This window comes from Seonamhaeicola sediminis, assembly GCF_004358095.2.
In the GTDB taxonomy this organism is placed as follows: domain Bacteria; phylum Bacteroidota; class Bacteroidia; order Flavobacteriales; family Flavobacteriaceae; genus Seonamhaeicola; species Seonamhaeicola sediminis.
The window spans coordinates 265,553-277,245 of sequence record NZ_SMZJ02000004.1; the positions used below are offsets into that span (position 1 = coordinate 265,553).

10 protein-coding genes are annotated in these 11,693 nt (G+C 33.5%); 9 read left to right on the forward strand and 1 reads right to left on the reverse strand.

The annotated features are described in order from the left end of the window. From E1J38_RS07525 to E1J38_RS07555, 7 genes are all read left to right on the forward strand, one after another. Nucleotides 1-1,134 (forward strand): FIST signal transduction protein, encoded by a 1,134-nt coding sequence (locus tag E1J38_RS07525; RefSeq protein WP_133355431.1) that lies wholly within the window; start codon nucleotides 1-3, stop codon nucleotides 1,132-1,134. Next, a complete protein-coding gene (locus E1J38_RS07530; RefSeq protein WP_133355432.1) occupies nucleotides 1,134-2,183 on the forward strand; it encodes a sensor histidine kinase in 1,050 nt (349 codons plus the stop codon). Before E1J38_RS07525 ends, E1J38_RS07530 begins: the two co-directional genes overlap by 1 nt. Nucleotides 2,184-2,186: 3 nt before the next feature. Beyond that, nucleotides 2,187-2,504 (forward strand): Hpt domain-containing protein, encoded by a 318-nt coding sequence (locus tag E1J38_RS07535; RefSeq protein ID WP_133355433.1) that lies wholly within the window; start codon nucleotides 2,187-2,189, stop codon nucleotides 2,502-2,504. Nucleotides 2,505-2,514: 10 nt separating this feature from the next. Continuing rightward, nucleotides 2,515-3,225, forward strand: a complete 711-nt coding sequence (locus E1J38_RS07540; protein ID WP_133355434.1) for a LytR/AlgR family response regulator transcription factor — start codon at nucleotides 2,515-2,517, stop codon at nucleotides 3,223-3,225. Between the two features lie 163 nt (nucleotides 3,226-3,388). Next, entirely contained in the window at nucleotides 3,389-3,688 is a 300-nt protein-coding gene (locus E1J38_RS07545; RefSeq protein WP_133355435.1) for a GIY-YIG nuclease family protein, read from the forward strand. Between the two features lie 394 nt (nucleotides 3,689-4,082). Next, the gene (locus E1J38_RS07550; RefSeq protein WP_133355436.1) at nucleotides 4,083-6,872 is read left to right on the forward strand and encodes a T9SS type A sorting domain-containing protein; all 2,790 of its coding nucleotides are present in this window, start codon (nucleotides 4,083-4,085) and stop codon (nucleotides 6,870-6,872) included. 157 nt (nucleotides 6,873-7,029) lie between these two features. Further along, nucleotides 7,030-7,872, forward strand: a complete 843-nt coding sequence (locus E1J38_RS07555) for a GIY-YIG nuclease family protein (protein WP_133355437.1) — start codon at nucleotides 7,030-7,032, stop codon at nucleotides 7,870-7,872. A 32-nt stretch (nucleotides 7,873-7,904) separates the two neighbouring features. On the opposite strand, the gene E1J38_RS07560 is transcribed toward E1J38_RS07555, so the two are convergent. Next, the gene (locus tag E1J38_RS07560; protein ID WP_133355438.1) at nucleotides 7,905-9,965 is read right to left on the reverse strand and encodes a tetratricopeptide repeat protein; all 2,061 of its coding nucleotides are present in this window, start codon (nucleotides 9,963-9,965) and stop codon (nucleotides 7,905-7,907) included. 156 nt (nucleotides 9,966-10,121) lie between these two features. Between E1J38_RS07560 and E1J38_RS07565 the strand changes: the two genes are divergently transcribed. Together E1J38_RS07565 and E1J38_RS07570 are read left to right on the forward strand one after the other, a co-directional pair. Then, complete coding sequence (locus tag E1J38_RS07565) at nucleotides 10,122-10,400, forward strand: STAS domain-containing protein (protein WP_133355439.1); 279 nt, start codon at nucleotides 10,122-10,124, stop codon at nucleotides 10,398-10,400. Nucleotides 10,401-10,441: 41 nt separating this feature from the next. After that, on the forward strand, nucleotides 10,442-11,680 hold the full coding sequence (locus E1J38_RS07570) for an oligosaccharide flippase family protein (RefSeq protein ID WP_133355440.1): 1,239 nt from the start codon (nucleotides 10,442-10,444) through the stop codon (nucleotides 11,678-11,680). Nucleotides 11,681-11,693 lie beyond the last annotated feature (13 nt).

An 11,693-nucleotide genomic window follows, 5' to 3' on the forward strand; every position in this document is an offset into this window, starting at 1 on the left:
ATGAAAATAGTACAATTAAAAAAATATAAAGATACAGCTTGGGAATATTTATTGCCAAAGCAAACCCTTTCTAAACCATTGGTTTTAGTATTAGGAAACAGATATATGCTAGAGCAAGATACTGTTTTTGAAGAAGTGAAAACACTATTTCCTGATGGTGCCATTGTTATGGGTTCAACTAGTGGGGATATTACATCAAATAGGGTTGATGACGATAGTATCACGATAACAGCAGTAGAGTTTGAAAAAACAGAGTTTTTAATTAAAACTAGTAATGTTTTAAGCTCAGATTTAAATAGTTATAAAACAGGGGTAAGCTTATTAAAGCAATTTCCAGAAGAAGGACTAAAATATGTTTTTGTATTATCTGAAGGAAGTTTTATAAATGGGAGTGAGCTAACCAAAGGAATGAATGCGTCTGTAGAAGATAATATTTTAATAACAGGGGGGTTATGCGGAGATGCTGCACGTTTTGAGAAAACTATAGCGGGTTACAACGAAAATCCAAAACCCGGTGAAATTATTGCTGTAGGGTTTTATGGAGAATCGTTTGAAGCAACCTTTTCAATCCATGGAGGATGGACGCCATTTGGTCCAGAACGTGTGGTAACAAAATCAGAGTCTAATGTGCTTTATGAGTTGGACAATAAACCTGCACTAGATTTATACAAAAAATATCTAGGAGATAAATCTAAAGAATTACCAGCAGCTGCACTATTGTATCCATTAAATGTGAAGTCTACAGATGAGAATCATCCCATTGTACGTACTATCTTGAATATAAATGAAGACGATAATACAATGATTCTTGCTGGAGATATTCCTGAAGGTTCCAAAGTGCAATTAATGATGACTAATGTAGATAATATTGCAAATGCATCAGAACGCGCAGCAAAACAAGCTTTAGAATTGAGACATATAAAACCCGAATTGGCATTATTGGTAAGTTGCATAGGCAGAAAGTTAGTTTTAGATCAGCGTGTTGAGGAGGAAATAGAAGAAGTAGTTGCCGTATTGGGAGAAGAAACTACTATATGCGGATTTTATTCTTATGGAGAGATAGCACCTTTCCATGGCGAAAACAACTGTCAGTTGCATAATCAAACTATGACTATAACGCTATTAAGTGAATAATGAACTCGTTACTTAAACGACAAATACGCAAATATCTATCAGAAGAACAGGCCTCATCAAACGAGATGGCAGAATTTCTAGATGCAGTAAGTCGGTCTTATACCAATTTTGACGAACAATATGTCATGCAACAACGGGCCATGTCAATCAGCTCAGAAGAATTGTTTGTTGCTAACGAACAATTAAAGAAGGAAGCCCAAGCTCAAAATGCATTTATTGATAAGTTAAAGCATGTTATAGAAACCCTTAAGTTTTATGAATTGCCTAGTAGTTCAAGTTTAGATAATGTAGATTTAGATGGTTTAAAACTGGTTGAATTTATTGATAATCAAACCAAGGAAATCGTTAAAATGAATAAGCAGCGTGAAAAGTTGCTTGAAGAACTAGGGCATCAAAATCAAGAGCTAAGTGATTATGCTCACATGGTATCACATGATTTAAAGTCGCCACTTAGAAGTATAGATGCATTAACGGCTTGGATAAGTGAAGATTATAAAGATAAGTTAGATGAGAATGGACGTGAAAGTTTAATACTCATTAGAAATAATGTTGAAAAAATGGATACGCTAATTAGTGGTATTTTAGATTATTCAACTATTAATAAAAATCAAACCGATGTTTATGAAGTAGACATTGATAAGCTAGTAGATAATATTACATCTACTATGTTGGTGCCACAGTATATTACGATAGTTAAAAAAGATAAGCTACCCGTAGTAAAAGGTGATAAATTTAGATTGCAACAACTCTTTCAAAACCTAATTGATAATGCTATAAAGTATAATGATGAGCCTCAAGGAAGTATAGAAATAGGAGTGGAAGATGATAATTCCTTTTGGAAGTTTTTTGTAAAAGATAACGGTAAAGGTATTGAAAAGGCATACTTTGATAAAATATTTAAAACATTTCAAAAATTAGAAAATAACCCAGAATCTTCAGGTATTGGTTTATCGATAGTGAAAAAAATAGTAACGCTTTATGGTGGTAAAATTTGGGTAGAATCTGAAATAGGAAAAGGGACGACCTTTCACTTCACTTTAAAAAAGTAATCCATGGAACAACCCAACTTATCTTATATAAATGAACTCTCTGGAGGCGACGAAAGTTTTAAGAATAAGCTAATAGCAATTATAAAAAAGGAATTTCCAGAGGAAAAAGCAATATATATTAAAAACTTTGAAGCTCACAACTTTAAAGCTTCAGCAGAAAATGTACACAAACTTAAACATAAAATTAGTATTTTAGGGCTTGAAAAAAGTTATAAGATAGCGGAGCGTTACGAGGATAACCTTAAAGAAAATAGCACTTCTGGAGAAGAAGCGTTTAACAATATTCTTAAAACGATTACAGACTATCTCGAGACTTTGTAAAGCCACTTGAATGAACTGTATTATCATTGACGATGAAGCCACAGCGAGAACCATACTTGCTCAATTGTGTTCTAATGTCCCCAGCTTAAATATCTTAGAAGAGTTTCCAAACGCTATACAGGCGATTAAATATTTAAATCAGAATGAGGTTGATTTAATTTTTCTGGATATCCACATGCCAGATTTTACAGGTTTTGATTTTATTGAAACCATTAAAAATCCTCCGAAAATTATATTGACAACGTCCGATTCTCAATTCGCTATAGAAGCTTTTGAGTACGATTGTATTGTTGATTATTTAGTAAAGCCTATAGCATTACCGCGTTTTGAAAAGGCAATTAAAAAAGCAGAATCAGTCACCTCAGTGCTTACACAAGCTCCAGAAAATGACAAGGTGGAAACGATTTCTGGTAATGATCTTTACGTTAATATTGACAGACGTTTAATTAAAATTGATATTCCAAGTATCTATTTGATTGAAGCTAAAGGCGATTACATTCATGTAAAAACAGAGGATAAGAATTATACCGTACATTCTACATTAAAGAAAATAGAGGAGAAGCTACCAAAAGATCTCTTTTTAAAAGTACATCGATCTTATGTTATCAATGTCCAAAAAATCATTGATATAGAGGATAATAGTGTACTTATTAAAAAAGATGTTATTCCAGTGAGTCGCTCTAATAGGCCAGAATTGATGAAGCGTCTCAATTTGCTTTAATTATCCCATGTCATTTCGACGAAAGGAGAAATCACATTAATTAGTTTTTCATGCAGTAAATATTAGTGTGATGTCTCACATAAGTTCGACATGACTAACGTATACAATTTATACTATCCGAGTCATTTCGACGTTAGGAGAAATCACATAATAAAAATCATTAATGCAACATAAATACTTCGTCTATATAACCACAAATAAGTACAGAACTACCTTGTACATAGGCTTTACAAACAATATCCAAAACAGACTCTCTCAACATTATTTTGATTCCCAAAATGCAAAAAAGTCATTTGCTGGAAAATATGGTTGTGTTTACTTGGTGTATTATGAAACCTTCGAGTTTCCAAAATTAGGTATAGCCAGAGAAAAGGAATTAAAGAAGTGGCGAAGAGAAAAGAAAAATAAACTAATTTCAGAATTTAATCCAAAATGGGAAACACTAAATAATGAGGTGTTTTGATTAATAGTCCATAGTCATTTCGACGCTAGGAGAAAACACATTATTAAGTTTTTAAAGTAGTCAATCTTAGTGTGATGTCTCACATAAGTTCGACATGACTAACGCATTCAATTTATAATATTCGTAGTCATTTCGACGACAGGAGAAATCACATTATTATAACGTAATACTCTCCATTCTTAATGAGATGTCTCAATCGTTCCTCATGTCGATATGACGAGCGTATATTAATTTAGCATTTCTAGTCATTTCGACATCATGAGAAATCACATCACAAATAAAAATAGCTAAACACCTTAAAATAACCATTCGTCTACACTAAATTTTCATCCACCGAAAAATAAAAATATCAGAGCATTAAGAGTCTAGCTTTGTGGTATAAATTAAGAGTACCATGAATAAAATAATACTTTTTGTAGTTTTTACAATAAGCTTAAATAATGAAGCTCAAAATCCTTCCATTGTTCAAAAAGCTTCTGGTAATTGGTCGGCTCTTATTAAATTTGATGGTTTTGATCCCAATGATGATCAACAATCTAATGCCGATACAGATTTTGTTGGTAATTCAAACTATGCATTAATGGAAACCCAAAAGCAAACGGTAACATTTGCAGATGGTATTACAGATGAGGTTTATTATTTTAGAGCACGTATGGGGCAGAGTAACCCTAGCACATCATTTTATTTTGGTCTAGATGTTACAGGTGACTTAATTGGGGATGTTTTTATTGAGGCTAATGTTAAAAGCCAAACGCCTTTTGTGTCTTTTCACATAAGAGATGATTCAAAATCTGGGATATCGCCGTCTCAAACGGCTTGGTTGAATGGTACTCAAAACAATGAGTTGTTTTTGTCATCAAGAGATGCTATTATTTTAGATTATGCTGCAGGAAGTGATATTGATGGCGGCAATAGTGGAGAAGACTTTTGGATTGAGTTTGCATTTACCGAGGAAATTTTAAAAGCATTTGTTTTAAATAATTTTGGACTTAACATAAACGGGAACTCCATAATTGCATTATACGCTTTCACATCGACGAGCCAAACATCTAATGGAGATGTGGGTGGTGTAAATGATAGTGTTTCTGGAGAATTGGATAAAACTTGGGAGGAATTAGGGGTAATAATACAGGGTTCATTAAATAATATTGCTTCAGGAGTCATTGTAACGCCTAAGGTGTATAATCAAGTAACAGAAGATACAACACCTATAATAACAGGTACATGGGGAGGGCGAATGTTGGGAGATGATACGCTTTCAGTAACTGTTAATGACACAATCTATACCGAAAGTAATGGCCTTTTAATTGAGGGGCTTAATTGGAGTTTGCCTATTCAAAATTCCGAATTAGCCTATGGTACTTATGATATTGTTGCTAGCGTCTATAGAGCTTCAAATAATCAAACAGTGACAGACGTTACAGATTCTGAACTTTTTATTGTACCATCTGAAACCAATGATTCTTCGGTGACATCTGGAAATGATGGTGGATTGGAAAGTAATGGTAGTCTAGCTGGGCTCATTGCTAAGCGCAATTTTAAGCGCACAAAAACAGGATCCATATCTAATAAAAAGGATTTACAAAGTATTTATAAAAAAAATACCCAAAAACTTTATAGTACAAGCGCAAGCAAAACAACCACGAACCTTAAAACAACTACGTCTTTAGAAGATTATTTACCTATTACAGGTTATAAAGGTACAGAAACAGCCTATATTTCTAGTCCTGAAGATTTATTAGGAATCACTAATGCTACAAAAATATTTTCAGTCGATTATTATCAAGATAACGCTAGAATAGCGGCCATTTTTGCAACCGAAACAAGTGGCAGCATTTATGACCATTCCAAAATTATATGCGACCGCTTAAATAATTCTTCTTTAGAAGATGCTTCAACGGTTTCTATTGGCGGGCATCAAATTATTAGTACGAAATTAAAAAGAGCGACCGGCGAGATAGAATATACCCTTAGCTTTTCCATTAAAAAAGACGATGTGGCAAACCAATTGTTCAGCTTTTGGAATATTGGAGAGTATCCAGCGGGCAATTACTATAATTTCCAAATTTGGGGAGGTTCTTACCTACAACTGTTTTCATTATGCAACAGCGTTTTAAATAATCTTAATACAAAAAAACATCTTACAAGTACCAAAGTAGAACATGCAGTTCCTAAGGTTTTTGTGCGTTCTGGTTATTACTCTAATGGTGCAATTCATCTTGATATTGTTAATAAAGCGAGTGCAAAATCCATGACCTTTGATGGAAATATAGCCACAACAGAAGTGGCCAACAGGTTTAATATGACCACATCTGTAAATTTGAGTGGAAATTTATATGAAACAATAACTATAGAAACGGGCAGTTTGTTCGATATAGGACTCTCGTTGTCTACTTTAGAATCCAATCAAAAGGATGCTTTATATCTTGCTGATGGACCTTGGGGACTTGACTATTTAACAGATTATGCCACGGTAGACAGTTTTAGTGTTGATAATAGTCCTATTAATTATGCCGATGATTTGTATGAAGTTGAAAGACAGCCCTCTGTCACTGGTCTGGTTAAAGGTAACATTAATTTATTTAGACACTTACTTCCAGGCGACCAAACTTTAAGCGTAACAGGTTTTAATAGCATCCAATTTAAGATAGCAAACTCAGAAGCAGTAGAAATTATTTTGATGCCAGCAAATTTAACAGATTGGAACAACCGTTTACGTTATACCATTCATGCAAATGATACCGAGACATTTTACAGTATTTCATTTGATGATTTTGTAAACGCCAGCGGGCTTTCGGAGTCTATTTCTAATATTAAGACCGTGGTTTTCTCTGTGATTGGAGATTATACAACCTATAAACCGTATAGCATGGCTATTAATAGTATGGCCTTTAAAAACATGGTATCTCTAGAGGTAAATAAAGTGGAAATTGTAGAGCGTAAAACATTAAAAAATTATCCAAACCCTTTTAAAACGCATACCACCATAAAACTAAATACGCCTTCAAGCTATGTTGATATTCAGCTGGTTGATATGCTAGGTAGAACGGTAGATATGCAACATATAAAAACATCTGGCAACCAGGTAGCCTATACCGCTCCTGATGTAACACAAGGTATTTATAAGTATGTGCTTAAAGATGATTTGGGTAAAATGCATAGCGGAACATTTGTAATAGAATAGGTTAATAGCAACTATTCATTTTTTGAAAAGGCAAAAAGCTTATGTTTTTTGCCTTTTTGTTTTTTGTAGGAAATTGATTTAATTGATTATTTTTACTTTTGATTGGGATATCGAAATATTGATGTCTTTTAGTTGTAAAATATTTGAAATAAACCGAATGAATAGACCACAAACAATACAAATATTTTTACCTGATGGCTCTCCAAGAAGTGTGAAAATTGCTGAAATTACGAACAGAGTTGTAAAGGCAGTTTTGGTTCCTAGAAACAAGCTTGATTATATTTCTACACGAAATGAATTAAATAATGTCGGAATATATTTCCTTTTTGGTGAATCTGTAGATAAAGCTAAACCTATTGTTTATATTGGAGAAGCAGAAGATTGTCTGGATAGATTAAAGCAGCATAACCGAACAAAAGAGTTCTGGAATTATGCTGTAGTTATGGTTTCAAAAATTAACGCTTTCACAAAGTCTCATGCCAAATATTTAGAACATATTGCAGTTGATCAAGCTAAAGATTCAAATAGATATGAGACTGAAAACTTAACAGCACCAAGCAAACCTTTTGTAACTGAATCAATGGAAGCTGATTTACTTGATAGTTTTGATACAATTAAAATTTTACTTTCAACTCTAGGTTTCCCCGTTTATGACAAAATTGGAAAAGAACAAATTACATCAAAAGAATTATTATTCTTAAATGGTCGAAATATACAGGCAGAAGGCGATTTGATAGACGATGGATTTGTTGTGTTTAAAGGGTCACACGCAAAAAAAGAAACTGTACCATCTTGTCACGAGTATTTAATTAACCTAAGGCAGAAACTTTTACTAAATGAAATAATGATTGAGAAAGGTAGTAACTACGAGTTTGTTCAAGATTACGTTTTTAATTCTCCAAGTACTGCAGGTGGAGTTGTTTTGGGTCGTTCAACTAATGGTTGGACAAAATGGAAAAATAAGGAAGGAAAAACTCTTGATGAATTAAAAAGAAAATAATATTTTTTTTTATTAAACTGAATTAATATTCTCTACTTCCTAAAAACAGGTTTCTTAAACAAATACCATTTAAAGCGTAGGCCAATTTCGGTAAAAGTAAAACCGGCAGCAGTAGCCGAGGCAATATTACTACGTGTGCCATAAAGGTTTAATAAAGCGCGTTCAGAGAATTTATAACCCAATTTACCTTGTATGCGGTAGGTGCTTTGTTTAGCATCATCTTCAATAAACTGGTAACCCGTGGCCGCAGTCAGTTCGTAAAACCACGCTTTAGGTTTGGTAATGGTTTCATCTTTAATCAAATTAATAAATATTTCACCGGCATTAAAACGCTCTGGGCTAAAATAAATACTAGGTACTTGGTCTTTAAATGTAATATACTGGTAATTTAATCCAGCCTTTAAACTTGGTTTTGCTAAAATGTTGTAGTAGAGTGAGGTAAACAATAAGTTTCTTGCGTTATTATCACTTTGTGTGGTATAAAAGTATTGCGTAAACCATCCTAAATTAAAGTTGGTACTTAGGCTATAATTGGCGTAAAAGTTATTCATCACAATTTCACGATCTAATAAATCGGCATTAAAATTTTGAATCTCACGTTTATAGCCCACATCTAAAACCTGTAGTTTAAACGGTTTTAGTTGTACCGATACATCTGTTAAAAATTGCGTGAAATTATCCGTATCTACTTTGGCTGAGGTGATGCCTGCTGTTCCTTTAAGCGTCATATTAGGTAACAACTGATACGTTAAGCCCAAACTAAAATTATTGGAAGATGCTTTGGCATCGGTTACCGTATTACTCGTGTTTCTATACCCATAACCAGCTAACCATTTAAATTTGGTAGAGGTTGGATATTCCAAATTCGTTTGAAACATATAGGCTTCGTTATCGCCATTATCAAAACTATAAGACGCTTTAGTTTCTAAAGACGGTGTAAATTGGTTGTTCAAGGTTTTAATAAATTGTGTGGCATCTTTTTGATTCTCATAAAACTTCAACGTATTGTTTGCCGAGGTAAGCGCATCATCATATCTACCTAAAGCTTTAAGCGTGTTAGCTTTTCCTAAGTTACCATCAAAAGAAGTGCTGTCGTTTACTAAAATCTGATTGTAATCGGCTAAACTTTTCTTAAAGTCGCTTTTATAAATGTTTAAAGTCGCTCTTAAGGCTAATACCCAATTTTCATTGGGGTGTTGCTGTACTAAATTAGTAATTAACTGTTTCGCTTGCTTAAACTTTTTATTCCAAATTAAAGCTTGTACATAACGCTCCGTTGTAGATTTTATCTCTACTGCATCAGTGGTGTCTGTGATGCTTAAAAAAGCCTGTTCGCTAAGTTTTAAAGCCTCTTTTTCTTTACCATTTAAATGTTGCGCTAAGGCTAAACCGTTTAATGCTGTACGTTTGTTATCTGGGTTTTGTTCGAGTATGTTATAAGTTTCAGTAGCTTTATCCAGTGCGCCCATAATTAAATACAGATTAGCTAAATTCAGGAGCGTGTCTTTATCCTCTTTAAACACACCTAGGTTTTCTTTTAAAAGGCTTTCTGCCTTCTCATAGTTTTGTGCTTGCTGATTTTGATAGGCGTATCCTAAATAGATATACTTTTTGGAGGTCATTGCATTTTGGTTTCCTGGAGATAGGTCCAATGCTTTATTCACATGCGTTAAAGCGTCTTCATATAATTTAAGGTTCGATAAAGTATTGGCATAACCTAAAAGCGCAGAAAAACTTTGGTTGTTTTCTTCTATTAAAATCTCGTAGTAAGATTTTGCAGATTTAAAGTTTGAATCCCATAGCAAGCTTTCAGCATAATTCAATTTAACTTCAAAATCGTTTGGATACTGATTTAGTAAGTTGGTAAATAGTTGTACTGCAGTTTCAGAATCGCCAGATAAACCAACGGCTCTACCATAACATAGTTTAGCGGTTTTGTTATCTGGATATTCGTCTAAAACTGTTTTAAAGAAGGTAACAGCCTCTGTATATTTTCCAGTTTCTAAGTAGGTAAATCCTTTTTGCATGTTTTGACTAAAGCCAAACGATACAGCAAATAATAAGGTGAAACTTAAGTGTTTTAAAGTACTCATGACTCGGGTTTTTTGTGATACTGCAAGTTAAGACCGAAACCTGTTTCATTCATCTACAGCAAACCGTCACTCACCGAAATTTGAGCGCCTTCCGTTGTTTGTTGCGCCATATTTGCGTCAGAAATCATTGAAAACAATATTTAAAACCTAGAAATTATGGCACTAAAAATTAAAGAAAACAACGGCACTTTTTTTATTGAAGGCTCTATTAATGCTTCAACTGTAAAGCAGTTTAAAAATCATGTAGAATTCTTATTACTTTATACCAAAGGGGTAACCCTTAATATTGACGAAGTAACCGAAATTGATACAAATGGCATGCATGCGTTAAGAGATTTATATACAGTTGCTCTCATAAAAAATAAGTCGTTTTACATTATCGGAAATGGTTGTAAAGAGATATTTCAAGATTTTGAATCGAACCTAGCAGCGTAAAAACGCTAACCCAAATCACCACTCACAAAAAACACTATAAGATGCAATTAGCTACAATACTAAAATCAAAAAAAATTACACAAGAACAATTGTTTATGCTCAGTGTTCTTGCCGTAAATGGCGGTAATTATTTGTATAACTTAATTCTTGGCAGGGTATTAGGACCTGCCGCTTTTGCAGATGCCGCTGTACTCATTACATTTTTACTGGTATTGAGTTTCGCAGCAATGACCTTTCAGTTGGTAACCGCCAAATTCTCGATGCTTTTTGAGTATCAATTATTTCAAAGTTTCATTGCAAAAGTCTATCAAAATGCATTTGCGGTAGGGTTACTTTTTGGAGTAGCTATAGTGGTGTTTGCACCAACATTGCAAGAGATATTCAATACATCATCATCCACCATGTTCGTGGTGTTTGGGTGCGGTGTACCTATTTACTTTTTAATGAGCGTGAATAGGGGTGTTTTTCAAGGAAAAAAAGCCTTTAAATTGCTATCAATAACCTATCAAACAGAGATGTGGAGCAGGTTGCTTGTCACCTTGCTTTTAATACTGGTATTGGATATAAAATCACCTGTAATTATTGCTATAGGTATTTTGGCATCTTTCGTTTTTGGACTGATACCATTTAAGTCGTCTAACGTTAGTTTTAAACGTCAAACAATATCCCAAACACATAAAAAAGCGATACGCAGTTTTTTTATAATTACGGCGTTTTACGAACTCACACAAATCATTATTAACAACAGTGATATTCTTTTAGTAAAGCACTATTTTGAATCGTATGAAGCGGGATTATACGCATCCTTAGCACTAATAGGACGTATTGTATATTTTATTGCTTGGATGTTTGTTATGTTGCTTTTACCAACGGTAGTACAATTGAAAAAAGACGGTAAGGAAACGGCTTCTGTTCTTTTTAAATACATTGGTTACATTGCAGGTATTTCACTTTCAATTGTTGTGGGGTGTTTTAGTTTTCCAGAACTCATCATTCAACTTTTATTTGGAGATAGCTACATTGCTATGGCTCCATTACTTTATAAATACGCTATTGCTACATCTTTATTTGCTATCTCTAACATTTTTGCCTATTACTACCTGTCTTTAGATAAATATATTCCGGTAGTTATTTCGGGAATATTCGGTATGCTTCAGGTAGCATTAGTTATAGGATATCATGATAGTTTAAATCAGGTAGTTCACATGCAAATTGTAGCTATGGCTTTGCTTTTGGTAATTCAAATTGTATTTTTTAAAGCAACTAGTAAAAAGGCTTAATCTAAAGTAAATT